We start from the raw sequence: 25,140 nt of genomic DNA on the forward strand, positions 1-25,140 counted from the left end.
ATCAGTTCGATGCAAACCTCGCGTTGGAACGCGATTCTCATCCCGGTGTTGGCGGTCATTTTGGGCCTCATCGTCGGCGGGTTGCTGATGCTGCTCATGGGTTATAACCCGATTGTCGGCTACAGCTCCGTTTTCCAAGGGATTTTTGGCAACATGTACTTCATGGGCGAGACGTTGCGCGCTGTGACGCCGCTGATTTTTGCGGGTCTCGCGGTCGCTTTCGCGTTTCGCACCGGCTTGTTCAACATCGGTGTCGAAGGCCAGTTTATCATCGGCCAGTTGGCTGCCGCTTGGGTCGGCGCGTTTTGGACACTTCCGACCGGGCTGCACGCGGCGGTCGCCATCCTCGTGGCGATGATCGCCAGCGGCCTGTACGGCGGATTCGCCGGTTGGCTGAAAGCGCGCCTCGGCGTGCACGAAGTCATCACGACGATCATGTTGAACTACGTCGCGCTGTTTGCGGCAAACTGGACGATCCGCACGTACCTGATCGGTGCGTCGGAACGCTCCAAAGACATTCTTCCTTCGGCTTCGTTGCAAGCGCAGTGGCTGTCCGACCTGTTTGAAGGGGCGCGGATCAACTGGGGCCTGCTCTTGGCGCTCATCTTCGCGCTGGTGTGTTACTGGTTGCTCATGAAGACGACAACCGGCTATGAACTTCGCGCCGTCGGTTTCAACCCGCACGCGGCGGAGTACGCCGGCATGAACGTCTCCAAGAACATTTTCCTCTCGATGCTGATCTCCGGCGCACTGGCCGGCATCGGCGGCGCGACCGACGTTTTGGGCGTCAACGGCAACATGGCGATCTCGGCCGGATTTACCGGGATCGGGTTTGACGGCATCGCCGTCGCGCTGATCGGCAACAACAACCCGTTTGGCGTTATTTTCGGCGCTTTGCTGTTCGGCGGCCTGTCGTTCGGGGCTGACAACATGCAACGGGTGGAAGGCATTCCGACCGAATCGATTCAAATCGTCATCTCGATGGTCATCTACTTCGTCGCAGCAGCGTCAGTCGTCAACTGGCTGCTCGGGAAGTTCCGTCGTCGTCAGGGGGTTTCGCAAAAATGAATTTCGCAGATATGCTGATTACCATCCTCAACGGCACGATCATTTTCTCGACGCCGTTGATCCTGGCGGCGCTCGGCGGTGTCATCAACGAACGATCCGGCGTCGTCAACATCGGTTTGGAGGGTTTGATGACCGTCGGGGCGTTTGCCGCTGCCGTCATCACGATCTGGACAGGCGAAACGCTGGGCCTGCCGGGGTGGCTGGCTCCGTATCTCGGCATCATCGCCGCGATGATCGTCGGGATGATCTTCGCCGTTCCTCATGCCGTCGCTTCGATCGACCTCAAAGCCGATCAAGTGGTCTCGGGTGTCGCGTTGAACATCTTCGCTGCCGGCGTGGCGATGTTTTTGGTCAAGAAGCTGTTCGAAGGCGCAGGTCAAACCACGACCGTGCAAAACGTATTCACCAAAGTCAACATCCCGTTCTTGAGCGACATCCCGATCATCGGGCCGGGTCTGCTCAAGATCTACCCGACCTCGTACTTGGCGTTTATCTTGGTTGCGGTGATTTACTGGATGCTCTTCAAAACTCCGTTCGGCCTGCGTCTGCGCGCCGTCGGGGAACATCCGCGAGCAGCCGACACCCTCGGAGTTTCGGTGCGCAAAGTCCGCTACATCGCCGTGATCCTCTCCGGCGGCTTGGCGGGCATCGGCGGCGGTACGCTGTCGATTGCCATCTCGTCGAACTTCCAGCACTCGACCGTCTCCGGTCACGGCTTCATGGCGTTGGCGGCGATGATCTTCGGCAAATGGCATCCGGTCGGCGCGATGGGCGCTGCGCTGTTCTTCGGCCTCGCGACCGCTCTCGCCGTCTCCGGGCAAGTGCTCGGTCTGACGCAATACGTGCCGAGTGAGTTCTTAAACGCACTCCCGTACCTGCTGACCATCCTTGCGCTCGCCGGCGTTGTCGGCCGCGCCGAGGCGCCGGCTGCTTCGGGCAAGCCGTATGAAAAAGGCAGCCGCTAGTTCGTAATCCAATCTTTCAACAACGTAAGGAGCCCCTTAACGGGGCTCCTTTTCGTTAATTCGCATTAAGTATCTGACTATACACTTTTTAGGGGCGATGGTATAATTTTCAGTGACAGCGTGTCAATCGGAGAATTTCGGGGTTGGGGAGAGGAGAACCATGATGATTCAAGAGAGAAAAGTCTATGTCACCCGCCTGCAAGAAGGGGCGGTCCTGTCGCGGGACGTGCTCAATGATCGGGGACAGCTGGTGTTGCCAAACGCAACGCATTTGACCCCTTCCCTGATCGTGCGGTTGAAGCAGATGGGAATCATTGAAGTTTGGGTCGCCGAAGCGATGATCGGCCCGGCCGCTCCGTTGCAAGAGGAGAGCCCGGCGGAACCGACACACGTCAGCTCCCAGCCCAAACCTACGATCTTTGACCATAACAGCTCTATGATCGAGTGCATGGAAGACTTGTTCCGGGAAGCACAGGCGAACGGGCGTGTGGAATTGGGGACCACGAAACGCCTGCTGCGCGATTTTGCCGAGAGCTGTTCGCAAGAGCGGAACTTCTTGCATTTGGTGATCAACTTGCGCACGTTTGACGAGTACACGTTCCAACATTCTGTAGGAGTCGGGATGTTGAGCCGGCAAATCGGTGAGTGGATGGGACTCGATGAGAAGGAATGTGAGGAATTGCTGTTGGCGGGCACCCTGCACGACATCGGGAAGTGTCGGATTGACCCCGCGATTTTGCAAAAACCCTCCCGTTTGACGGAAGAGGAGTATGAGATCGTCAAGCATCACGCCCACTACGGCTACGAGATTTTGCGCAATTCAGGCGTCAATCCCCGCGTTGCAGCCGCCGCGCACGAGCACCACGAACGCTGCGACGGGAGCGGATACCCCCGCGGGTTGCAACACGAACAAATCGCGCCGATCGCCCGTATCGTGGCGGTGGCGGACGTGTTTAACGCCATGACGTCCCGCCGGGTGTACAAGGACGCCCTGAGCTATTACAGCGTCCTCGACGAATTGCAACAGGACGCGTTCGGCGCGCTCGACCCGGAGGTGGTGCAGAAGTTTGTGCGCAAGATGACCTCGTTCTTCGTCGGCAACGAAGTCGTGCTTAACGACGGCACCGTGGGAACCGTCGTGCTCGTCCCGCCGGACCGCCCCACGCGCCCGCTGTTGCGCACAGATGGCGGATTTGTGGATCTGTTGCAACGATCGGACTTATACATTGAAATCGTGAGAGCGATCTAGGGTCGCTCTCTTTTTTCTGGAATTTTTATGGTATACTGTGAGGAAGGCAACGAAGAGGAGGACCTCATCTAGATGGCATCCCAGAACGCGCTGGAGCGCTTGTTCAAAGAGCAGCGGTTGACTGTGCAGAAAGTTTCCGAACTGACCGGTGTTTCGCCGCTTGCGCTCGAATACATGATCGAGCAAAATTCGCAACCGAAGCCGCACATCGCCCAGAAAGTGGCGAAAGTGCTGAACGTTCCGGTTGATCAAATCTGGCCGAAAATCGGCAAGTAAGAACGGATCAAGCACGCTACTGCGTGTTTGGTCTTTTTTTGCGCGTAAAAACCGCACGGCACGCTCATGCTAATCAGGAAGCCACCATCCATCAAGGGAGGTGTTCCGGTGCGGTCGGAAAGTCAGAAGATGATCAACCTGTACGAGATACCTCTCTCGGAAGTCAAACAGCTCGTGGATGTGCTGAGCAACGACTTGAAAGAATATGAGCAACTCGACGCCGATTTCGGTCCCGGCACAGAAGCGGCGATCAAGAGGTTTGTTGAAGAGTTGTCCCGACATCTGGATTCCTAGGAAAGGGGGGGTCCGCGGTGCCGCCTTCCCTGTGGTTTACGGCGCACTGGATCTGGATAGCCACCATCGTGGTTGCTGTCGGGATGCTCGCTTATTTGGCGACGTACCGCCGGCAAAAGCGGAAGTAAAAAAAGCCACCGAGGCCGACTCGGTGGCTTTTTTCACATGAAGGCGCGAAGTTACGGCTTGCGCTTGTTGATCCGACCAATCATCGCTTGATAGTACCCGATGCCATACTCGCGGGTTTCGCGGAGCAGGGCACGCACGATCGGCTCGTGACCGCCGCGCATCAACGTTTCGATCACCGACTGGGTGGTGAACGGCTCGTTCATGCTCTCTTGCACATCGGGGTCATGTTCCAGATCTTCCAGCCATTCGTCACTGTAGTGCGGGCCGAGTCGCTCTTGGTATGCTTTGCGGTACAGGTCTTTGACCGTGAAGGGGACCTCCAAAGCTTTCAAGTAGAAGTCCAACTGATACAGGGCTTGATCCGGCGTGTATTCGTAACGTTTTCGATGGTTCTGAGCCATTCGACTACACTCCCTTCATGGCCAGCGTCTATGGATATACATATTCAAAGGTGGCGGCACACTTGCGTCTAATTCCATCTTCGCCTCGCTTCTGAAAATCTCCTGCCGGTTTAGAGCGGCGTTTAGAACTCTGAAATCTGCTTGTATCGAAAAGAGAGCCGATTTTTACGTACATACAGCCGCTGGAACGAGGAAACGCACTTGGATGGGAATCTATGTAAAAAGATAAACTGCTAGTTCAAAAAAATCGCATTGTGAGAGAATTCATTCCTATATACAATAAATCCAACGAGTTCTTGTTAAAGCTGATTACCACGAAAATTCGTTTGTTCATGGTAAGGAAGTCACAGGGACTTAAGACTTAGAACTCCACACAGAGAAAGGGAGGACACACAGCATGGCAAAGCGTTTTAAGAAAGCAATGATCCCGACCGCACTGGCTGTGCTGAGTCTCGCGCTGCTGCCTGTACAAGGCACGATGGCACAAGGTCTTGACAAAGTCAAGATGAAAGGCCAAGAAGCGAACTCGGCGAAACACGGCACACTGCTCGGTCACAAAGCAGGGAACGAGAAGGTTCAACTCACCCTGTCGCTCAAGTTGCAACATGCAGACCAAATCGACAGCTTCATCGCGGATCTCTACGATCCGGCATCTCCGAACTACAAAAAGTTCCTGACTACGGATCAATGGGCAAGCAAATTCGGCCCGGCGCAATCCGACGTCGACAGTGTGCTTTCCTACGTGAAAAGCAACGGTCTGACCGTCACGGAAATCTCGAAAGACCAACAATTTGTCACCGTTGAAGGCAAGGCTTCACAAATCGAATCCGCTTTCGGCGTGACCCTGAACAACTACAAAAACGCGAAGGGCGAATCCTACTTCGCGAACAGCGATGCTCCGGTGGTTCCATCGGCGATTGCCAACGTGGTGACCGGCGTATACGGTCTGTCCAGCGAAGCGGTTGCACACCGCAACGCAAAACCGGCTTCTCCGTATGTGGCAGGCAAACCGAACAACCTGCAACCGAATGTAGGCTCCGGTCCGACCGGCGGTTACACCCCGACCGAACTGCGCAACGCGTATGACATCGCCCCGGCGATCTCCGCAGGCTACAACGGCACCGGTCAAACGGTCGCTCTGTTCGAATTGGACGGCTACGTGCAATCGAACATCACCACCTACGTAAACAACTACAGCCTCGGCTCTCCGACCCCGACCAAAGTGCTCGTTGACGGGTACAGCGGCGCAGCGGGCTCCGGTCAAGGCGAAGTTGAGCTCGACATCGAAGTCGTGAACGCGATCGCTCCGAAAGCGAACACCATCGTCTACGAAGGTCCGAACACCGACGCGGGCGTGCTCGACACCTACAAGAAGATCGCAAACGACAACAAAGCGCAAGTCGTCTCCATCTCTTGGGGTCTGTGCGAACCGAACAACTCCGCGTCTTCGATGAGCTCCCTGCACACCGTGTTCCAACAAATGGCGACCCAAGGTCAATCCGTATTCGCAGCAGCAGGCGACGACGGCGCATACGATTGCGGCGATACCAAGCTGTCTGTTGACAACCCGGCGGACGATACGTACGTAACCGGCGTAGGCGGCACCAACCTGACCCTGTCCGGCTCCTCCTACGGTTCCGAAAAAGTTTGGGGCACCTCCTCGAACAAATCGGGCGGCGGCGGCGGTCTTTCCACCGTCTACTCCAAACCGTCTTGGCAAACCGGCCCGGGCGTAACCAACTCCTACTCCAACGGCATGCGCCAAGTTCCGGACGTATCGGCAGTTGCTGACCCGGCAACCGGCTACTCCATCTACTCGGCAGGCTCTTGGGTGGTCTACGGCGGTACCTCTTGCGCGGCTCCGCTGTGGGCTGGGATTGCAGCGCTGAACAACAACTACGCAGCATCGAACGGCAAGTCCAATCTGGGCCAAGCCAACCCGACGCTGTACGCAATGTTCAACACCACGCAAACCTACAACGCGTACCATGACGTAACGTCCGGCACCAACTTGTACTACCCGGCAACTTCCGGTTACGACCTCGCAACCGGCATCGGCACCCCGGATGCATGGAACTTGATCCGTGACATCAACAGCGGCACCACCCCGCCGCCGCCGAGCAGCGAACTGATCACCAACGGCGGTTTCGAATCCGGCTCCACCGGCTGGACCGAATCTTCCTCCGGAGCTTATGAACTCGTCGACACGTCCAAACCGCATGCAGGCACCCACAGCGCGTATCTCTGCGGCTACAACAACTGCACCGACTCGATCTACCAAACGGTAACCATCCCGGCGACCGCTGCCAGCGCGACGCTGTCGATGTACACCTACGTTTCCACCACGGAAACTTCGCACGCGTACGACTACCTGAAAATCCAACTGCGCAACACCAGCAACACCGTATTGTCGACGCTGCAAACGCTGTCCGACGCAACAGCATCCGGTTGGGTAAAACAAACGTTTGACGTTTCCAGCTACAAAGGTCAAACCATCCGTGTGTACCTGCTGGGCACCAACGACTCTTCCAACGCGACTTCCTTCTACGTGGACGACGTCTCCCTGCAGTACAACTAATAGGTAAACAGAGACAAGAAAGGAACCGGGCGAATTCGCCCGGTTTTTTCTGTGTAACTTATTTCTCCTCGATGGTGATCGTGTTGATCACGACGTCCTCTGTTGGAGAGGAGAGTTCACCGTAGGGGGATTCCGCCACCGGAGTTGCGGCGATCGCTTCCACGACATCCATCCCGTCCGACACTTCGCCAAACACTGTGTAGTACGGGGCTTGGTCCAAATTTTCCACCGCATCGCCTGTGCCGATGAAAAACTGGCTGCCGTTGGTGTTCGGGCCTGCGTTGGCCATGGCGACAACACCCGGCGCGTAGTGGGTCTTCGGCCGCAGTTCGTCTTGGAATCGATAGCCGGGGCCGCCGCTTCCAGTGCCCGTCGGGTCGCCGGTTTGGATCATGAAGCTCTGGATGATCCGGTGGAACTTGACATGATCGTAGTAATGATCACGGGCGAGAAAAACAAAATTGTTCACCGTCAGCGGCGCGTCTTGCAGATCGAGATGAATCTTGAACGTGCCTTTGTTGGTGTCGACGACAGCCGTGTAGTCCTTGGACGTGTCCAGCTTCATCGCGGGCGGGGCGTCATAGTGTTTGGCGACGCCCGGCGTGCGCACATCGACAGTTTGCGTGTCTTCGTGCCAGTAGACGCGGGCGCCGAGCGCTTCGCTTACAAACCGAACCGGAATCAACGAGCGGTCGTTTTGTACTTGCGCCGGGACGTCTAGCGGCAGCGCTTCGCCGTTTCGATAGGCGGTCGCAGCGCCGATTTGGAGCTTGATCGTGGCAGTGCCCTTGACGGCGGTCACCGTCTGCGTGCTCTCGTCCCAAGAGACGCGGGCGCCCAACGCTTCAAAAATCGCGCGCAACGGCACCAGCGCGCGGTCATGGACGATGATCGGCGGTTGGTCGAACGTTTGGGCGAATCCGTCGATCTCGACAGTGATCGGTGAAGCAGTTTGAGCCGAAGCGGGGTTCGGAGCAAGCAACGCGCAGGAAAGCAAGATCCCGGACAGGAATCTGGAAGCAGTTTTGGTGAACATCGGATTTCCTCCCTTCTTCTACTAATAAATAATAGACCGTTTCCGGAGGAAGGAAAAGTGGTACAATAGGAGCAATTCAGTTTCATTTGTATAAAGGAGGTACAGCTCGCGTGGGAATGGACTTTTTTATGGCTCTCATGTTCATCACGGTGATGGTGATCGCGTTCGTGGTGGCTGTGGTCATGTCGAATAGAAAGAAGAAAAAAGAGAAGATGCAAGAGGAGTAAGGAACTTCGAGAATCGAAGTTCCTTTTTTAACACTTGGTTTTCAAGAACGTGGAGATAAATTCGCGGGAGGAGCGGCGGAAGAGGATCAGGCCGAAGAGCGGGGAGAGCCCGACGATCAAAAAAGCGATGCGGTTGGACAGGGCATCCGGCAACCAGAGTTCGCACGCGATCAAAGCGCCCAGCGATAGGCAACGTCCGGAGTTGATCGCCACTTCGCGCACGACGAGGTACTCGACTTTGCGATGCACCGCGTCCGGCAGCCGACCCATGACGTCATAGGAGTGACAGGAGTAGGGGATCAGCAACAACGGGCTGAACAGGGAATTAAGCAACCCGAAGACGAACAGCGAGAACGTGTTCACCTGAAACAACAACAGGAGAACGGACGCCGCCAGCATCAGTCCGGACACCGTCACGAAAAGCAGCCGCCGATCAAACGTCAGGAAGCGTTTGACGATGTAATACGCGACCAGAGAAGCGATCGAAGTCATCAACAGGTAGCGCGAAGCGGTGAGTTCGTTGCCGGTCACCAAGAACACGAGCAAGAACGGGAGGAAGATCAGCACGCCCTCGCGGAATCCGAGGAAGAACGAAACCAAGAGTTTGCGCCGCCACAGCGGACCGTGTGACGCTGGGCTGAACCCCAAGCGCAAGTTGTAGTCCGGCGGGGAAGTGCGGTGTTCCAGCCGCCACGTGCAGAGGACGGAAGCGGTGAACATGGCAAACGAGAGCATGAACAACATGCGGTATCCGCTTTCCGGAAGCGCCGTCAGCAATTTTCCGGCGAGCAGGGGAGCCGCACCGCTGGCGACGGCGACGAGAAACCCGTTCACACCGTTGAAAGAATCGCGCGTTTCCGGCTCTGTGACCTCGAAGACCAGTACCTGCATCGACAGCCAATAGAAGCCGGCTCCGGCTCCTTGCAAGCAGCCCAGCCACGGATACGTCTCGGCGACGCGAGGACCGAGCACGAGAATCAGCACGTAGAAGACCGCCAGAAACGAGACGCCCAAACGTAACGTATAGAGACGGTCTGTCCGTTTGGCCAGCCATCCGGCACCCACGTACCCAAGAGCTGTGAAGAGAAAGATCAAGAAGTTGTACAGCGCAATCTGTTCCAGACCCCGAACCAGTTTCCAGAGGTAGATGTTCAAAAATGTGTTTGAAAGGGCGCTCGCACCCGCAAAAAGCGCGTTGACCGCGAGCAACCACCTCCCGCTGGGCGGCAGGGTTTCATGCGGTGTCTCTGCGTTGCGATTCATGGACTCCTCCTCATGCAGGGGTAGATGATACAAGCGTTCCCGGTTTGAGAGACGGTTAGGAATGGAAAATTTCTCATCCCGAACTGTTGAGGGCTGTGTTATACTAATTTTGAATGTGTTTTTGCAATTAACGCATTATACAGGCAGGAGTGTACGTAATTTGTTATGAAATTCAATCGACGTTTCGCGGCTTTCGCAGCCGCAGTCGCTGCATCGGCTGTCCTGATCTCCGGTTGTCATCAGCCGGAATTTGAACAACTCAAACCTACGAAAGTCAAGTGGGCCCTCTCCGTGATCGCCGTATCACCCGGCGATGCGCAGAAAACTGCCATCCAAGGCATGGTGAGCCAACTTGCCGCCACCCAAGCGATGGCCACCAACGTCACGTGGCTGGAGAAGCCGGCAGATGCCGCCGCCGCGTTGGACAAAGCGGCCGCTTCGCCGGGCGTGGATCTCATCTTGCTGGGGAATGCGTCGGACAACCTGCAAGCAGTGGCGCAGAAACACCCGGAGAAGCGCTTTGCCGTGCTGGGAGATGAGAACGTTCCTCATCTGTCGAACGTTCGCTCCTTGACCGCCGTTCACAAAAACGTGCTGTTTCTCGCTGGATTTCTGGCCGCAGAAGCGAACAAGGAATCAAGCGCTCCGTTTAGCGTATATGTAGACAAGACCCGTCCTTCCAGCGACCCGGATTGGCAAACGGTGCTCGCGGGCGTGCGCTTCGCAGGGCGCAAGGACGCTCCGATCCAAGTATCGAAGGACGCCATTCTTCCGCCGCCGCCGTCGAATACCGGAAAAGCAGCATCGAACGTTACCAATCAGAAAGCGACGCTCAGCGGACGCTCGCTTTTGCTTCTCGACGAGATGCCGGACGATGTCTGGGCGAAGATCCGCGATCGGGGTATGAAATGCATTCGTACGGATCAAAGTACGAAGGGGCTGGCATATCAATCCAATTGTGTGGCGCAACCCGCGACGTTGTTGCAGGAAGCGGTGGGTGAAGAAAGCCAATTGCTGCAAGCCGGTAAGTGGGCGGCGGGGCAAAGCGTGGAATTGCAGGCGAAACAGGTCTTCAATTTGACGCAGCCGGAGCTGTTCCTCGACAAAGACTTGGCCACGCGCTTGGATTTGATTCAAGAGCAGCTCGCGTCCGGTGCGCTCAAACCGGAAACCTGGTAGAGAGAGAAAAGGGGTTGTATACGTTGGAAGAACAATGGTATCTGGAATATCACATTCACAAGGACCGTCCGGGTTTGCTCGGCGACATCGCATCGTTGCTCGGGATGCTCTCCATCAACATCCACACCGTCAGCGGCGTCGATGAATTCAACCGGGGGTTCCTGTTGACCACCAACGACCGGCAGAAGATCTCCGCGCTTCGATCCATGCTGCGGAAAGTCGAGAACATCACGGTCACAGCCTTGCGTCAACCGACGTTGCTCGACCGCTTGGCTCTGCGTCACGGCGTGTTCATCCAACGGGAATCTTCGGAGAACACCAAGACGTATAAATTTACGAGGAACCAACTTGGAATTCTTGTCGATTTTTTGGGGGAATTACTAAAAAAGGAAGGAAATCAGGTTATTGGAATCCGAGGGATGCCGCGCGTCGGGAAGACGGAGTCGATTGTCGCCGCGTCTGTGTACGCGAACAAGCGGTGGTCGTTCGTCTCGTCAACACTGTTGCGTCAAACGGTCCGAACGCGTCTGGACGAAGACGAAATGTTTGCTGAAAACATGGTGTTCATCTTGGATGGTATCGTGTCCACGCACAGAGCCAACGATCAGCACCGTTCCCTCGTTCGCGAGATCATGCGACTGGAAGCACCGAAAGTGATTGAGCATCCGGATATCTTCGTCCGCGAGACGGAATTTGGATGGGAGCACTTCGACCGCATCATCGAGTTGCGCAACGAACCCGATGAAGAGATCTCGTACCAGATGATTCAAACCGGATTCTCATCCTTCGATATCAGTTAAGATCGACAGCAGAGACTCTCGAAGGAGGTATTGCAACGTGCAGGAACTCGGAACAGAAATCAAACAAGCGCGTGAGCAGAAAGGCTTGACGCTCGAACAAGTGCAGGCGGACACCAAGATTCGCACCCGTTATCTGGAAGCGATCGAACAGGGTGATCTGTCCGCGCTGCCGGGTCTCGTGTATGCGCGCGGCTTTATCAAGAGCTATGCCGAATACCTCGGGATGAACGGACACGAACTGCTGGAGCGTCACGATCTGATTCAGCCGGCGGCTGAGACCGCTCCGGTGGAGTCGTTGCGCCGTTCCATCAAAAAACCGTCCAGTGTCGATGTGTCGAAGTCGTCCATCGGCAATTCGCGCCTGTTGCCGCAGATCGTCGCGGGCGTCGGGGTGTTGGCCGTGCTGGTGGCGGCGTATGTGCTGCTGGTGAGAAGCGAAGACTCGAAAGACAAGGGTCCGGCTCAAACGCAAGCGACGGCAAACGCGCAAGACATGACGCCGTCCGTGCAGACTGCTCCGGCCCCGACCCCGGCTCCTCAGCCGCAACCGGAACCGCCGAAACCGGCAGTTACCGTCACGCAATCGGCGAAGGAAGCCAACCGCACGCTGTACTCGGTCGCAAACGCCGACAACTTGTCGCTGGTGCTCACCGCACAAGACAATTGCTGGGTGCAAGTGACGGCAGACGGCAAAGTTGTCGAGACAGGCATTGTGAAAAACGGCGAATCCCGCACGTGGACGGCAACGAAAGACATTGCCGTGCTGACCGGCAAATCAAAATTCATCACCCTCAAGATGAACGATCTCCCGGTGTCGTTTGAACCGCAATTGCGCGGTTATACCTACGCGTTTCAAAAGCAATAGAGCCGAAGCGGCAGGTCAGGACTCAGGCTCGTCCGGGTCGCGGGGCCGGCTGCGGTGACGGTAGTAATTGGCGTAGAAACCTGGCGAGGGCACGAAGACGTGGACACCGAGCCGCGCGGTCTCTTCTTCAAGGGTTGAGAGGAGCAGACCGAGTCCAGCCTCGTCCATCGTCTGCAAGATGGTCTTCAGCGTGTGGAACTCCTCCAGACCGGCGGTCACGTACGCGTCTTGGTCGAGATGGTTCAGCCAAAGCGCGCCGGGCATCTCTTGCCACTGCTCACCGTACGTCAATTGATACAGCTCTTGCAGCGTCAGAGGGATTTGGATCGATTCAAAGTAGATTCTCAGTTGATACAGGGCTCGTGCGAGCCTCAGTTCTTCTTTGCCGTTCATGCTGTGCCTCCTTCGAGCAGGGTGTTGAAGAGAATTTCAGCTTCTGCTTGCAACGTTGCCATCAAGAAACAGTGCTGGACCCGATAGCCGCGCTCCACGTAGGCGATCGTGAAGTCCAGGCTGTTTTTTTGTTGTTCGGTGACGCGGACGCTGTGGCGCCGCAACAGCCGTTTCTGTTCGGCGATGCGGGTTAAGAGCAAACCGTGCAGATCCTGAAGCCGTCGGATCAGACAGTCGGACAAATTCAGAGAAGCGGCCGTCAGCAACGTGAGATCCTCTTCGATCTGTTGGCGCAGCAGGTGCATGACCAGCACGCTCTTGATTGAAACGAGCGATTGAAAGGATTCCGCCATCCTGCTTTCCTCCCGAAAAAAAACTCCGCCCGCAAAGGAACGAACGTTCTTGCGAACAATTGTTCCCTAGTACGTATGTTCGTATTCTAAACCCGAACGCAGATTCGTGTAAAGGGCGTTTTTTGCAGGAAAGAGATGGCACTGGTATAATGAAATCGATACATACGCAAGAGACAGGAGGCGATAGCGATGGCGAAGGACCCGTCTTTTGACATCGTCAGCGAGATCAACATGCAGGAGATGGACAACGCGGTGAACCAAGCGGTCAAGGAGATGACCGGCCGCTTTGACTTTAAGAACAGCAAGAGCTCCATCGAGCTCGGAGAGAAAGACATCACGCTCGCCAGCGACGACGAGTTCAAATTGAAGTCGGTCATCGATATTTTGGAGAGCAAGATGATCAAGCGCGGCATCTCGCTTAAATCGCTTGATTTCGGCAAAGTGGAACCGGCGTCCGGCGGCACGGTTCGCCAAGTGGCGAAACTCAAGCAGGGCCTTGATCAAGACAACGCCAAGAAGATCGTCAAGATCATCAAGGACTCCAAAATCAAAGTGCAAGCGTCCGTGCAAGGCGATCAAGTGCGCGTTACCGGCAAGAGCCGCGACGACCTGCAAGCGGTGATCCAATTGGTTAAGAACAGCGATTTGCCGATCGATTTGCAATTTACCAACTACCGATAGAGACGCGCGCAAACAGGGCCTCTGCAACACAGAGACCCTGTTCGTTTTTTGACACCTTTTCTTACATGGTTTATACTATTGGCAGCATGTCTTTATAGGTCAGCGCCTGTAGGCGATAGATGGAGGATACAGCACTGTGACGCAAAAAACTGCACAAAAAGTCCACTTCGTAACACTCGGTTGTGAAAAAAATCTCGTAGATTCTGAAGTCATGATGGGGATTGTCCAAGGCAAGGAATACACGATTGTCGACAACGCGGAAGACGCGGACGTCGTCGTCGTCAACACTTGCGGTTTTATCGACGACGCCAAAGCGGAGTCGGTCGAAACGATTCTGCAAATGGCCAACCTCAAAGAAACGGCGAACGTGAAATCCGTGCTCGTCGCCGGTTGCATGGCGCAGCGCTACAAGGACGAACTCATGCAAGAAATTCCGGAGATCGACGGCATCGTCGGCACGCAGGACTTCATTCAGATCACCGATCTGATCGAGGAATCGCTGACAGGCTCCCGTCCGCAGTTCTTCTCGGCGGGCAACCCGATCTACCTCTATGACGAGAACACCCCGCGCGTGCACACGTCCGGCAACATCTCGGCGTATATCAAAATAGCGGAAGGGTGCAACCATGCCTGCACGTTCTGCATCATCCCGACGATGCGCGGCAAACTGCGTTCGCGTCCGATCGAATCGATCGTGTCCGAAGCAGAGCAGTTGGTGGAGCAAGGCGTGAAGGAAGTCATCTTGATCGCGCAAGACACCACCGACTACGGCATCGACATTTACAAACAACGCCGCCTCGCCGATTTGCTCGAAGCGCTCAACAACGTGGAAGGTCTGCACTGGATTCGTTTGCATTACGCGTACCCGGGCTTCTTCACCGATGAAGTGATCGATGCGATCGCCCGTTGCGAGAAAGTGGCGAAGTACATCGACATGCCGCTGCAGCACTCCGAAGACCGCATCTTGAAATCGATGCAGCGTCCGGGCCACCAAGCGGGCGTGCGCAAACTGGTCAAGAAGATCCGCGAGCGCGTGCCGAACGTGGCGTTGCGCACTTCGATTATCGTCGGGTTCCCGGGCGAAACGGACGAAGACTTCGAGAACCTCTGCAACTTCGTGCGCGAGCTTGAATTCGACCATATCGGCGTGTTCACCTACTCGCCGGAAGAAGGCACTCCGTCTGCGGAATTTGCGTCTCAAGTCCCGGACGAAGTCAAAGAGCGCCGCTCGAACATTTTGATGGAAGTCGCGCGTGAAGTCGCAGCGGCTCGCCAAGCCCGCCATGTCGGCCAAGTGCTCGATGTGCTCGTGGAGAAGTTCGATGAAGAAGATCCGTCCGTTCGCGTCGGCCGTACCCAATTCGACGCCCGCGACATCGACGGTCTCGTGTTTGTGGCAAATTCCGACGCGCAAGTCGGCGATATGATCAAAGTTCGCGTCACGCACGCGTTCGATTTTGACCTCTCGGGGGAGGCTGTCTAAGGTGAAGTTCAATCTGGCTAACCGCATTACTTTAGCCAGGATCTCCTTGGTACCCATCGTGATGTTTTTCTTGTTGGTGCGCTTGAATCTCGGGAAGTTTAGCTTCCTCGGGCATCAAACGTCCGTCTCGGATCTGATTGCCGCGTTGATTTTTATCATCGCGGCGGTTACGGACGGTCTGGACGGCTATATTGCGCGCAGTCGGAAAATGGTGACCAACTTCGGGAAGTTCCTGGACCCATTGGCAGATAAATTGTTGATCTCCGCCGTTCTGATCTCGTTGGTTGAGATGGGGCGTCTGGACGCTTGGATTGCCATCGTGATCATCTCGCGCGAATTTGCCGTCACCGGTCTGCGCCTCGTCGCAGCGGCCAACGGCACGGTGATCGCAGCTTCCAATCTGGCGAAGTGGAAAACCACGTTCCAAATCATTGCCGTGGTCTCGCTGATTCTCGACAATTTTCCGTTTTACATCTTCAACTTCCGCTTCGACCTGTTGATGGTCTACGTCATGGTGATCATCACCGCTTGGTCGGGTGTGGATTACTTCGTCAAAAACAAATCAGCGATTCAAGAAGCCTGATGACAGCAGAAGGTAGCCGGCGGATTCACTCCGACTGGCTACTCTTTTTCTAAGGAGGAGAGTCGAATGATGAACGCGGAATTGATCGCCGTCGGCACGGAGTTGCTGATGGGGCAAATCAGCAACACCAACGCGCAATACCTCTCGCAACGGATGGCGGAGATCGGCATCGCCGTATACCACCACGCGGTCGTGGGCGACAATTTGGAGAGAGCGCAAAAAGTCCTGGGGATTGCCAAGCAGCGGGGGGCCGACGTGATCATTCTCTGCGGCGGTTTGGGTCCGACGGAAGATGACTTAACTCGCCAAGTTGTGGCGTCGTTTCTCGGGAAAAACCTGATTTTGTCAGACGAGATTGTTGAACATATTCGGAGCTTTTATACATATCGTGGCAGAGAGATGCCTGAAAACAACAAGCAGCAAGCGTTGGTGATCGAGGGAGCTACCGTCCTTGACAATCCGCGAGGCACCGCTCCCGGTCAGTACATCGAGGCGGACGGCGTGCACTACTTCCTGCTGCCGGGACCTCCGGCCGAACTTAAGGGCATGTACCAAGAGCAAGTGCTCCCGATTTTGCAACGCGTGCAGGGGGAAGCCAAGCAAGTGTTTGCTTCCCGCTACCTGCATACGTTCAACATCGGGGAATCGGCACTGGTGCTCAAGATCAAGGACATCATCGATGCCCAGTCCAATCCGACTGTCGCGCCGTATGCGTCGGAGGCGGGCTGCACGATCCGGTTGACGGCGAGCAGCGCGAACGAAGCAGAAGCGCGGGCGTTGATCGCTCCGGTGGAGAGCGCGATACGCGAGCGGATCGGGCATTACGTGTACGGAGTGGACGACGAGACGTTGCCGGTAAAACCGGGGCTGTTGCTCCGCGAACGGGGCGAGCGCATGGTGACGGCCGAGAGCTGCACCGGCGGCCTGATCGGACAATTGCTGACCGACATTCCGAACTGTTCGGACTACTTCTACGGCAGCATCGTCGCCTATGACAACACGATCAAGGAGAAGGTGCTCGGCGTCGACTCGCAAGTGCTCCGCGAGCACGGGGCGGTCAGCGCACAAACAGCCAAGCAGATGGCGGAAGGCGCCCGCAAAGTCATGGGCGTGGAGTGGGCAATTTCGGTGACCGGCATTGCAGGACCCGGCGGAGGGACTGCCGAGAAACCGGTCGGGCTTGTCTACATCGGCGTTGCAGGACCCGGCGGCACGACGGTCGGGGAGCACCGTTTGTTTGGCGACCGCAGTCAAGTGCGCCTGCGTGCGGCCCGCACCGCCCTGCACAGCTTGATCGAACGCATCCAAAACGAAAGGTGATTTTTGCTATATGACGACTTTCTCTGAATTAAATCTGAACAAAAAGGTCTACCAAGCCATCAGCGACATGGGGTTTGAAGAACCGTCTCCGATTCAAGTGCAGTGCATTCCGAAAGTCTTGGAGGGGCTGGACGTGATCGGGCAAGCGCAGACCGGGACCGGCAAGACGGCGGCATTCGGGATTCCGCTCGTCGAGATGGTGTCGACCGCCAAGCCCGTACAAGCGCTGATTTTGACGCCGACCCGCGAACTGGCGATCCAAGTGGCGGGCGAGATGCGCAAGATCGCCAAGTACAAGCGCGTGAAAACCCTGCCGATCTACGGCGGACAGTCGATCGGCTCCCAGATTCGCGCGCTTCAACAAGGCGTGCAAGTCGTCATCGGGACGCCGGGCCGCGTGCTGGATCACTTGCGCCGCGGCACGCTCAAACTCGACAAGCTGCGCGTCGCCGTGCTTGACGAAGCGGATGAAATGCTCGACATGGGCTTTATCGAGGACATCGAAGCGATTCTGCGCGAAACGCCGTCCGATCGTCAGACGCTGCTGTTCTCGGCGACGATGCCGCCGGAAGTCAAGCGCCTGTCTGTGCGCTACATGAAAGACCCGGTCAACGTCACGATCAACCGCGGGGAGGTGACCGTCCCGCTGATCGAGCAGGTGTATTACAAAGTCTTGGAGCGCACCAAATTGGAAAGTTTGTGCCGTATCGTCGACAGCGAAGAAGTGGAACTCGGCATCATCTTCTGCCGCACGAAGCGCGGCGTTGACGAGTTGAGCGATGCGCTGATGTCCCGCGGCTACCTCGCGGACGGCTTGCACGGCGACCTCTCGCAGGCGCAGCGCGACCGCGTCATGCGCAAGTTCCGCACCAACGACATCCAGCTGCTGATCGCCACCGACGTTGCGGCGCGCGGGATCGACGTGGAAAACGTCACCCACGTCGTCAACTACGATGTCCCGCAAGACCCGGAATCGTATGTGCACCGCATCGGACGAACCGGCCGCGCCGGGAAAAAGGGCCTTGCCATCACGATGGTCACGCCGGCCGAATTCAAGATGCTCAAGCTCATCGAGAAGGAAACCAAGGGCAAGCTCGTCGCCCGCGAAGTTCCGACGCTGGCAGACGTAGCGGAACGCCAAGCGGAAGTTTGGCGCGACCGTCTCGTGCGCACGGTGCAAGACGGCAAATTGGCGACGTACCGCGCGATCCTCGCGGGCCTCGTCGACGAGTTTGACCCGCTTGACCTCGCATCTGCCGCTTTGAAGATCGCCAGCGGCGAAGATTTCGAAGAGCCGGAGACCGATTACAACTTCGGGGAGACGGGCGGTGCGCCGGGCATGGTGCGCTTCTTCGTCAACATCGGGCGCTCTGCCAAAATCGGACCGTCCGACCTCGTTCGCTTCATCTCCGAGGAAGCCGGAATTCCGGGCAACGCGGTCGGCAAGATCGACATCTTCGACAAGTTTACGTTTGTCGAGGTGCAGGAAGAGTCCGCGCCGTTTGTCTATGAAGCGTTGCGCAAGTCCCGCATGAACGGGGCTCGTGTCAATTTGGAGCCGGCGCGTCCGCGCGAACGCGCAGTTCGCAAGTAGATCATTTCGACAAATCACGATGGGCTGTTGACACTACTTTATACGTCAACAGCCCTTTTGTTGAACAATATTTGTTGAAATATGTAAGGAGTTGCAGGGATGATCCAAAACACATACAAAGTGATCAGCGACATCCACGGATGCCGCGAAGAATTTGAGGAATTGCTGCGCGTGGCGAAGTACAACCCGGACTCCGAGCGCTTGATCCTTTTGGGCGACTATGTCGACCGCGGACCGGATTCCCGAGGCGTTGTGGAGCGGGTGATGGAGCTGGTGCGGAACTATGGAGTCGTGGCGCTGGGCGGCAACCATGAGGAAGTGTTCTTGGAGTGGCTGGACGAAAGCGAACGCTCGGCGTTTTACTTGCGCGAATTCGTCGGCGGGCGGGAGACGATCGACAGCTACTGCCGGCCGTTTGGCGTCACGGGATATGAGGACGCTGCCCGCCGCTTGATTCGGGAGCGATATGCGGAGCAAATGGACTTTTTGCAGAAGTTGCCCGACTACCATGAAGCAGAAGGGTATATTTTTGTCCATGCGGGAATTGACCCGGCGGAGTCCGATTGGAAGCAGACGGAAAAATCGGCGTTTCGCTGGATTCGAGATGAATTCCATTTCACCCCGCATCAGGCGCCGGGGGTTGTCGTGTTCGGGCACACGCCGACGTCCCGCCTGCATGGTGACGAAAACTGCGGCGACATCTGGTTTGGAGAGAAGATCATCGGCGTCGACGGCGGTTGCGTGTTCGGGCAACAGCTGAATTGCTTGGAGATTGGCCCGGACGGCATTTCCGCGTACAGGGTGTCCCGTCGAAGTATGTAATTCCATCCGTTGTGTTATCTTACAGGAAAACACAATGGTAAGGAGCTACTTACGATGCGGAAACGATTCGGGTTGCAAGCGGCAGGCGTGTTGCTTGGCGCGCTTCTCTGCAGCGGGTTCGGGAATGCGCAGCCGAAGTTGTTGATCGCCTTCACGGACGGAGAAGAAGCGGTGCACCACTATCAAGTTCAATCGGAAGCCGGATCCGCCGATCTCTTGGACCTTGCCGAGCACGGCGGGGGACAAGTTGCCGTGCTCGCGGCCGACGGCAAGCGGCTCTATGAAGCCGGACGCGACACCGACCAGCAGTTGCAATTGGAGGAAGTCAACCTCGACAACAAGTCCCGCCGCCAATTGACCAAGGGGTTTGCGCGGATTGACAACCTGCGTTTGGACAAAAAACACGGCAAGCTGTTCTTGCGAGTGGTCCAAAAGGACCGCAAGAACGCCCAGATCGCCGCGTACGACTTGGAAAAAGACCAAACGGAAATCTGGAACCCCGACGAACGCGACGAGAGCGTGCAGAGTTTCGACGTCAACCCGCAGACGGGCGACCTGCTCGCGTGGGTGTATTCGCTTCGCGAAGAACAGGCGAAACTCGACGAAGGGCACAAACTGGAGATGCCCGCCGAGTCGCCGACGTACGACTTGGTTTTGTATCAGGCGGGAAATTCGCAGCAAGCCCGGCACGTCGGCGAGTCGGACAAGCAAGTGCTCGATGTCTCGCTGTCGTCCGACGGAGAGCACGCGCTCTATGCGGCGGTGCAGTGGCCGCATGAAGAGCGCATGCGCTATTCGATCCAGCACATCGATTTGACGACCGGCCACTCGCAATCCGTCTTGAAAGAGCAGGGCGGGATGGCGGAACTGAAACAGCCGCAGTACGCGCCGGACGGGCGGGGCTTCTTTTTCACGGCTGCTCTCGCCAACGAGCCGTATCACACCGACAAGTACGGCTACCAGACCCGGCTGCGCGCGCTGTTTCGCTATGATTTCAAAACCAAAGCCGCCCAAGTCGTGTGGAAGCGCGCCGGCGGTGTGCTCAACCAATACTTGTTGCAACGCTAAAAGCCCGGTGAAAATCGCCGGGTCTTTTTGCGAACAAACGTTTGCTTTTTCTTTTGAATCATTATATAATAAGGGCAGGACTTGGAGAAACCATCGCGAAATACTAGTTTGGGAATGGCTAGTGCTTCGTGAGTTAGGATAAAGGGGAGTGTAACCATTGGCAAACGATCGCAAAGCGGCGCTGGACATGGCTCTGCGCCAGATCGAAAAGCAATTCGGCAAAGGTTCCGTCATGAAACTCGGCGAGGCGGCAAACTCGATGAACGTCGAAGTCATCTCGTCAGGTTCCTTGGCGTTGGATATTGCGCTTGGCGTGGGCGGGTACCCGCGCGGGCGTATCATCGAAGTCTACGGTCCGGAATCCTCCGGTAAAACGACCGTCACCCTCCATGCGATTGCAGAAGTGCAGCGCGCAGGCGGTCAAGCGGCGTTCATCGACGCTGAACATGCGCTCGACCCGACCTATGCGGCGAAACTGGGCGTCAACATCGACGAACTGTTGATCGCGCAACCGGACACCGGGGAACAAGCGCTGGAGATCGCCGAAGCGCTCGTGCGCTCCGGTGCGGTCGACATCATCGTCGTCGACTCCGTAGCGGCACTGGTGCCGAAAGCGGAAATCGAGGGCGAGATGGGCGACTCTCACGTCGGTCTGCAAGCTCGTCTCATGTCGCAAGCGCTGCGCAAGCTCGCCGGCGCCATCAACAAATCCAAGACGATCGCTATCTTCATCAACCAAATTCGTGAAAAAGTCGGCGTCATGTTCGGCAACCCGGAAACCACCACGGGCGGCCGCGCGCTGAAATTCTACTCCACCGTGCGTCTGGACGTGCGCCGTGCCGAAGCGATCAAGCAAGGCAACGACACCGTCGGCAACCGCACCCGCATCAAGGTCGTCAAGAACAAAGTGGCACCGCCGTTCCGTCAAGCGGAAGTCGACATCGTGTTCGGCGAAGGCATCTCCCGCGAAGGAACCCTCGTGGACATGGGAACCGAGCTCGACATCGTAGCGAAGTCCGGCGCGTGGTATTCCTACGAAGACGAGCGCCTCGGGCAAGGCCGCGAGAACGCCAAGCAATTCCTCAAGGATCATCCGGAAGTCGCCTTCAGAATCGAGTCCAAGATCCGTGAGTACCACAACGTCGGCAAAGCAGCAGCTGCCACTTTCAAAGCGACGGCGGAAGAGCTGGCTGACCAAGAGATGGACGGCGAACTGCTGGAGTTCTAAGCAGGCGTCTGACTCCGCAGAACACCACGCATGAGTTGGAATCAAAAACGCAATCCACGCGGCAAAAACCGCTCTCCGAAGGGCTCCTGGGGTCATCCCGGGGGCTCTGATGATTTTGAGGAAGGCAACGACACCGGCGTTCCAGACGCCCAGGACTCTGAGAACGGGGAGGATGAGCGCACAAACCGCCTCGGGCGGTCGGGTCAAACCGGTCGCTCCAGTCGCTCCAGCAGCTATGGACGCAAGAGACATTCGGACAGCTCTGACGACTCCGCTCACTCTGAAGACTCCAGTCACTCCGGCCGCCGCATTCCGGAATTTCGCGACGGCACGATCACGTCTCTGTCCACGCAGGTCGGCAATCCGGATCGGGTCAGTTTGTTTCTGGACGACGACTTCCTGATGGGCATCAGGCGGGAAGTCGCGTATCGGCACGGGTTGAAAAAGGGCCTCGACGTCACCGCCGACTTTCTGCAGGAAGTCTGGCGGGACGAAGAGGGCTTTCGGGCCCGCGATCTGGCGGCGAAGTATCTCGGGATAAAGCCGCGCACGCGCAAGCAACTGCGCGACTACCTGCTGGGCAAGGAGTTTGACGAAGCGGTCGCCGAGCGCACGATCGAGTGGCTCGCCGGGTACGGCTACCTCGACGACGGAGAGTTTGCCCGCCAGTGGGTGGAGAACCGCACGCGGTTTCGACCGCGCGGCAAAGCGATGTTGCGCTGGGAACTCCAGCAGAAGGGCGTTGCCCGCGACGACATCGAAGAAGCGATCTCGACGGAATTTGAAGGCGACGTCGAAATCGAAGCCGCTGTGCAACTTTTGCAAAAGAAAGTCGGCCGCAAACCCCTCGATTTCTCCTATGAAGAAAAGCAAAAACTCGCGCAATACTTGGCGCGGCGAGGGTTTTCCGGGTCTGTGACGGCAGAGGCGGTTCGCCGTTTCCGTCAGCACGCCAATCTTGACAATGATTGACACAAAACATATAATTATAACTGCGTATAAACAGCTTGATTCGGTCTCACCATACCGTACACTTTCGCATACCGAGGACGCGCATCGCTGGCTCAGATCATAATAGACTGGCTAGGAGGCGTCACCCTCTATGGATTATGTATTAATGATCCTCTTGTCACTTATTTTCTTGTTCGTTGGCGGATTTATCGGCTATCTGGTGCGCCGCAACATCGCGGAAGGCAAGATCGCGACGGCTGAAGCCCAAGCGGTGCAGATCGTGGATAACGCGGCGAAGGAAGCCGAAGCCAAGAAGAAAGAAGCAGTGCTTGAAGCGAAAGAAGAAGTTCACCGTTTACGTTCCGAAGCTGAAAAGGACATCCGCGAACGTCGCAACGAAATCCAGCGCCTTGAGCGTCGCTTGCTCCAGAAGGAGGAGACGCTCGACCGCAAGACCGAAGCGATTGAGAAGCGCGGAGAAACCCTCTCCAATAAAGAACGTAGTATCGAAGAAATGAAGGAACGCGCGGAATCGCTCCTTCGTGAACAAGTGGCTGAACTTGAACGTATCTCCGGTCTCTCTCGTGAAGACGCTCGGCAATTGATTTTGACGAACGTGGAGAACGAGTGCCGTCATGAAGCAGCGATCATGATGAAGGAGATCGAGAATCAAGCGAAAGACGAAGCTGAGAAGAAGGCGAAGGAAATCATCGCCACGGCCATTCAGCGTTGCGCAGCCGACCATGTCGCCGAGACGACTGTCTCCGTCGTGGCTCTGCCGAACGACGAGATGAAGGGCCGCATCATCGGCCGCGAAGGCCGCAACATCCGCGCGCTGGAAACGCTGACAGGCATCGACCTGATCATCGACGACACGCCGGAAGCGGTCATCCTCTCCGGGTTCGACCCGGTACGCCGCGAAATCGCGCGCGTAGCCCTCGAGAAACTGGTCGCCGACGGCCGCATTCACCCCGCCCGCATCGAAGAGATGGTGGAGAAAGCTCGTCGCGAAATCGACGATCGCATCCGCGAAGAAGGCGAACAGGCAACATTCGAGACAGGGGTTCATGGCATCCACCCCGACTTGATCAAAGTGTTGGGACGACTCAAGTACCGTACTTCCTACGGGCAGAACGTCCTCAAGCATTCGATCGAAGTCTCGCATCTCGCCGGCCTCATGGCGGCGGAACTGGGGCTGGATGTGCAACTTGCCAAGCGTGCAGGTTTGCTGCATGACATCGGCAAGGCGATCACGCACGAAGTGGAAGGTTCGCATGTGGAGATCGGGGTCGACTTGGCCAAGAAGTACAAGGAACACCCGATTGTCATAAACGCGATTGGTGCGCATCATGGCGACATCGAATTTACGTCGCCGATCTCGATGCTGGTCGCAGCCGCAGACGCATTGTCCGCAGCTCGCCCGGGTGCGCGCCGTGAAACGCTTGATATCTACATCAAGCGTTTGGAGAAATTGGAAGAAATCGCCGAGTCGTTTGACGGCGTGGACAAGTCTTATGCGATCCAAGCAGGACGTGAAGTGCGTATCATCGTGAAGCCTGAGCAAATCGATGACGCAGAATCGGTACGCGTAGCACGCGAAATCTCCAAGAAGATCGAGAGTGAACTCGATTACCCTGGACAAATCAAAGTTACGGTCATCCGGGAGACCCGAGCCGTCGAATACGCAAAATAAAGTAGCCATCCGGCTGCTTTATTTTTTTGCAGAAGACCGCCTAGATTTACCTGCAGGATTTTATCTGTCAAGAGGCGAATAGGTGTCAAGACCGATTTTTTTCTTAAAGGTGTTGATTCTGTGGCAAAACTACGCTTGAAGGAAACGCCGGGCACGAACTTGCTGATCTCGTTTTTGATCCGCTACCCGGTACTTGCTTCCCTGCGCTACAACCAAGGGTCTCAGACACTGTCGTTTACCGTGTTGTTGAAGGACCAAGTGGACGCAGAGCGTCAAACGGAGTTTGTGGAGTTTCTCCAAGGATATTATGAAGCCTGCAAGGTCGTGGACCCGAAGTTCCCGCAGTTGGGGCGGGTGGAGCACGCGGCGCTCAACGGGGTGACGGTGCTGGGCTATGAGCAGCGGGTGGAAATCCTCACACTCGTGGAAGTTCGTTTGCTGATGCAGTTGTTTGTGGAGTTTTACGGCGATCTCATCGGGGCGGAGGCTCTCCCGTTGCAAGAGGAAGAGCTGTATGCGCAAGAAGAGATCATCGAGCAAATACTCGGCCAGAAAGAGACGTGGCGGTCGGAGAAGTCGATCGTCGCGTACCGAGAAGGCGGCCGCGTGTTTGTATACAATAAATAGTTCGGAGGAACGTA

25 protein-coding genes are annotated in these 25,140 nt (G+C 56.6%); 20 read left to right on the forward strand and 5 right to left on the reverse strand.

Annotated features, from left to right (window positions below):
• The first annotated feature begins 9 nt into the window (after positions 1–9).
• The 5 genes from EL26_RS05020 to EL26_RS05040 all read left to right on the forward strand — a co-directional run bounded on the left by EL26_RS05020 (position 10) and on the right by EL26_RS05040 (position 3,852).
• A complete protein-coding gene (locus EL26_RS05020; RefSeq protein WP_038085483.1) occupies positions 10–1,068 on the forward strand; it encodes an ABC transporter permease in 1,059 nt (352 codons plus the stop codon).
• Positions 1,065–2,033: an ABC transporter permease gene (locus EL26_RS05025; protein ID WP_038085241.1), complete on the forward strand. Its 969-nt coding sequence runs from the start codon at positions 1,065–1,067 to the stop codon at positions 2,031–2,033. Before EL26_RS05020 ends, EL26_RS05025 begins: the two co-directional genes overlap by 4 nt.
• 160 nt (positions 2,034–2,193) lie before the next feature.
• Positions 2,194–3,282, forward strand: a complete 1,089-nt coding sequence (locus EL26_RS05030) for an HD-GYP domain-containing protein (protein ID WP_038085243.1) — start codon at positions 2,194–2,196, stop codon at positions 3,280–3,282.
• 72 nt (positions 3,283–3,354) lie between these two features.
• Positions 3,355–3,558 carry a helix-turn-helix domain-containing protein gene (locus tag EL26_RS05035; protein WP_038085245.1) on the forward strand — a complete coding sequence of 68 codons (204 nt, stop codon included), beginning with the start codon at positions 3,355–3,357 and terminating at the stop codon, positions 3,556–3,558.
• Between the two features lie 108 nt (positions 3,559–3,666).
• The gene (locus tag EL26_RS05040) at positions 3,667–3,852 is read left to right on the forward strand and encodes a hypothetical protein (RefSeq protein ID WP_038085248.1); all 186 of its coding nucleotides are present in this window, start codon (positions 3,667–3,669) and stop codon (positions 3,850–3,852) included.
• A gap of 179 nt (positions 3,853–4,031) precedes the next feature.
• On the opposite strand, the gene EL26_RS05045 is transcribed toward EL26_RS05040, so the two are convergent.
• Complete coding sequence (locus EL26_RS05045; RefSeq protein WP_052036013.1) at positions 4,032–4,382, reverse strand: hypothetical protein; 351 nt, start codon at positions 4,380–4,382, stop codon at positions 4,032–4,034.
• A gap of 397 nt (positions 4,383–4,779) precedes the next feature.
• Between EL26_RS05045 and EL26_RS05050 the strand changes: the two genes are divergently transcribed.
• Positions 4,780–6,960: a S53 family peptidase gene (locus EL26_RS05050; RefSeq protein ID WP_052036014.1), complete on the forward strand. Its 2,181-nt coding sequence runs from the start codon at positions 4,780–4,782 to the stop codon at positions 6,958–6,960.
• Between the two features lie 58 nt (positions 6,961–7,018).
• Here EL26_RS05050 and EL26_RS26575 read toward each other — a convergent pair whose 3' ends face one another.
• Both EL26_RS26575 and EL26_RS05060 read right to left on the reverse strand, forming a co-directional pair.
• Positions 7,019–7,996 (reverse strand): peptidylprolyl isomerase, encoded by a 978-nt coding sequence (locus EL26_RS26575; protein ID WP_081856986.1) that lies wholly within the window; start codon positions 7,994–7,996, stop codon positions 7,019–7,021.
• A gap of 254 nt (positions 7,997–8,250) precedes the next feature.
• Positions 8,251–9,486 carry an MFS transporter gene (locus tag EL26_RS05060; RefSeq protein WP_052036015.1) on the reverse strand — a complete coding sequence of 412 codons (1,236 nt, stop codon included), beginning with the start codon at positions 9,484–9,486 and terminating at the stop codon, positions 8,251–8,253.
• A 165-nt stretch (positions 9,487–9,651) separates the two neighbouring features.
• Between EL26_RS05060 and EL26_RS05065 the strand changes: the two genes are divergently transcribed.
• From EL26_RS05065 to EL26_RS05075, 3 genes are read left to right on the forward strand one after another with little or no spacing between them, the layout of a single operon-like run.
• The gene (locus EL26_RS05065; protein ID WP_038085251.1) at positions 9,652–10,665 is read left to right on the forward strand and encodes a type 1 periplasmic-binding domain-containing protein; all 1,014 of its coding nucleotides are present in this window, start codon (positions 9,652–9,654) and stop codon (positions 10,663–10,665) included.
• Positions 10,666–10,688: 23 nt separating this feature from the next.
• Entirely contained in the window at positions 10,689–11,465 is a 777-nt protein-coding gene (locus EL26_RS05070) for a DUF3388 domain-containing protein (RefSeq protein ID WP_238546055.1), read from the forward strand.
• Between the two features lie 37 nt (positions 11,466–11,502).
• Complete coding sequence (locus EL26_RS05075; protein ID WP_038085256.1) at positions 11,503–12,330, forward strand: helix-turn-helix domain-containing protein; 828 nt, start codon at positions 11,503–11,505, stop codon at positions 12,328–12,330.
• 15 nt (positions 12,331–12,345) lie between these two features.
• Here the strand turns inward: EL26_RS05075 and EL26_RS05080 are convergent, their stop codons facing one another.
• Positions 12,346–12,723, reverse strand: a complete 378-nt coding sequence (locus EL26_RS05080; protein ID WP_038085258.1) for a hypothetical protein — start codon at positions 12,721–12,723, stop codon at positions 12,346–12,348.
• Positions 12,720–13,076, reverse strand: coding sequence for a YhjD family protein (locus EL26_RS05085; protein WP_038085259.1), 357 nt, complete (start codon positions 13,074–13,076; stop codon positions 12,720–12,722). The genes EL26_RS05080 and EL26_RS05085 overlap by 4 nt, the downstream gene beginning before the upstream one ends.
• A 189-nt stretch (positions 13,077–13,265) precedes the next feature.
• Between EL26_RS05085 and EL26_RS05090 the strand changes: the two genes are divergently transcribed.
• The 11 genes from EL26_RS05090 (at position 13,266) to EL26_RS05140 (ending at position 25,126) form a co-directional block, all read left to right on the forward strand.
• Positions 13,266–13,757, forward strand: a complete 492-nt coding sequence (locus EL26_RS05090) for a YajQ family cyclic di-GMP-binding protein (protein WP_038085261.1) — start codon at positions 13,266–13,268, stop codon at positions 13,755–13,757.
• A gap of 136 nt (positions 13,758–13,893) precedes the next feature.
• Positions 13,894–15,240, forward strand: coding sequence for a 30S ribosomal protein S12 methylthiotransferase RimO (gene rimO, locus EL26_RS05095; RefSeq protein WP_038085262.1), 1,347 nt, complete (start codon positions 13,894–13,896; stop codon positions 15,238–15,240).
• A 1-nt stretch (position 15,241) separates the two neighbouring features.
• Entirely contained in the window at positions 15,242–15,823 is a 582-nt protein-coding gene (gene pgsA / locus EL26_RS05100; protein WP_038085264.1) for a CDP-diacylglycerol--glycerol-3-phosphate 3-phosphatidyltransferase, read from the forward strand.
• 66 nt (positions 15,824–15,889) lie between these two features.
• Positions 15,890–17,143 (forward strand): competence/damage-inducible protein A, encoded by a 1,254-nt coding sequence (locus EL26_RS05105; RefSeq protein ID WP_238546056.1) that lies wholly within the window; start codon positions 15,890–15,892, stop codon positions 17,141–17,143.
• A gap of 10 nt (positions 17,144–17,153) precedes the next feature.
• Positions 17,154–18,737 carry a DEAD/DEAH box helicase gene (locus EL26_RS05110; protein ID WP_038085265.1) on the forward strand — a complete coding sequence of 528 codons (1,584 nt, stop codon included), beginning with the start codon at positions 17,154–17,156 and terminating at the stop codon, positions 18,735–18,737.
• Between the two features lie 99 nt (positions 18,738–18,836).
• Positions 18,837–19,559 carry a metallophosphoesterase family protein gene (locus EL26_RS05115; protein ID WP_038085267.1) on the forward strand — a complete coding sequence of 241 codons (723 nt, stop codon included), beginning with the start codon at positions 18,837–18,839 and terminating at the stop codon, positions 19,557–19,559.
• A 54-nt stretch (positions 19,560–19,613) separates the two neighbouring features.
• Positions 19,614–20,627, forward strand: coding sequence for a hypothetical protein (locus EL26_RS05120; protein ID WP_038085269.1), 1,014 nt, complete (start codon positions 19,614–19,616; stop codon positions 20,625–20,627).
• Positions 20,628–20,814: 187 nt separating this feature from the next.
• Positions 20,815–21,855, forward strand: a complete 1,041-nt coding sequence (recA, locus tag EL26_RS05125) for a recombinase RecA (protein ID WP_038085494.1) — start codon at positions 20,815–20,817, stop codon at positions 21,853–21,855.
• Between the two features lie 30 nt (positions 21,856–21,885).
• A complete protein-coding gene (locus EL26_RS05130; RefSeq protein WP_038085270.1) occupies positions 21,886–22,827 on the forward strand; it encodes a regulatory protein RecX in 942 nt (313 codons plus the stop codon).
• A 130-nt stretch (positions 22,828–22,957) separates the two neighbouring features.
• The gene (gene rny / locus EL26_RS05135) at positions 22,958–24,499 is read left to right on the forward strand and encodes a ribonuclease Y (protein ID WP_038085273.1); all 1,542 of its coding nucleotides are present in this window, start codon (positions 22,958–22,960) and stop codon (positions 24,497–24,499) included.
• Between the two features lie 120 nt (positions 24,500–24,619).
• A complete protein-coding gene (locus EL26_RS05140; RefSeq protein WP_038085274.1) occupies positions 24,620–25,126 on the forward strand; it encodes a hypothetical protein in 507 nt (168 codons plus the stop codon).
• The last annotated feature ends 14 nt before the right edge of the window (positions 25,127–25,140 follow it).

The sequence above is a fragment of the Tumebacillus flagellatus genome (assembly GCF_000714935.1).
In the GTDB taxonomy this organism is placed as follows: Bacteria; Bacillota; Bacilli; order Tumebacillales; family Tumebacillaceae; genus Tumebacillus; species Tumebacillus flagellatus.